General features: G+C 58.6%; 1 protein-coding gene. It reads left to right on the top strand.

All coding sequences use genetic code 11. The annotated features are described in order from the left end of the window. On the top strand, positions 1–671 hold a 671-nt coding region (gene istB, locus GOB86_RS15590), incomplete at its 5' end, for an IS21-like element helper ATPase IstB (RefSeq protein ID WP_198912062.1). Positions 672–868 lie beyond the last annotated feature (197 nt).

Raw genomic sequence — 868 nt, forward strand, 5'->3', positions numbered from 1 at the left:
TCGGGGCGGCCATCCCCATTCTCTCGCAGCTTCTGAAGGCGGAACTGGCCGAACGCGAAGTGCGCTCCATCGCCTACCAGACAAAGACAGCCCGGTTCCCCGCCTACAAGGACCTGTCTGGGTTCTCCTTTGCCGACACCCAGGTCAACGAGCCCATGGTCCGCCAGCTTCATGGCGGGGACTTCATCGAGCGTGCCGAAAATGTCGTGCTGATCGGCGGCCCGGGAACCGGGAAAACCCACCTGGCGACCGCCCTGGCCATCCAGGCGATTACCCATCACCGCAAGAAGGCGCGCTTCTGGTCAACGGTCGATCTGGTCAATGCTCTTGAACAGGAGAAGACTGCCAATCGGGCCGGGCAGATTGCCGACAGGCTGCTCCGCCTGGATCTCGTGATCCTTGATGAACTCGGTTATCTCCCCTTCAGCGCGTCTGGGGGCGCCCTGCTGTTCCATCTGCTCAGCCGCCTCTATGAGCGCACCAGTGTCATCATCACAACCAATCTGAGCTTCAGTGAATGGGGAGACGTCTTTGGTGACCCGAAGATGACGACGGCGCTCCTCGATCGGCTGACCCATCACTGTCATATCCTCGAGACAGGAAATGACAGCTACAGGTTCCGCGCCAGCACCGCCGCGTCAAAAAACAGGAAGGATAAATCCTCTTCTTGACCGCCCGCCCGACTATGCCTGAAATAGCATCTGGCTGGGTCAATTCCTGATGAAAAACCCGGGTCAGTTCTCAGTGAAAATCAACAGCGCGTGATCAGGGTGTTGATTCACTGTCTGCCATTACGGGAATTGACTGGCCCCGCCTCCAGGACGCCATCGGCAGGGCTGAAACCCTGACAGCTCCAGAGACCATTGAT

Source organism: Acetobacter lambici (genome assembly GCF_011516885.1).
Lineage (GTDB): Bacteria > Pseudomonadota > Alphaproteobacteria > Acetobacterales > Acetobacteraceae > Acetobacter > Acetobacter lambici.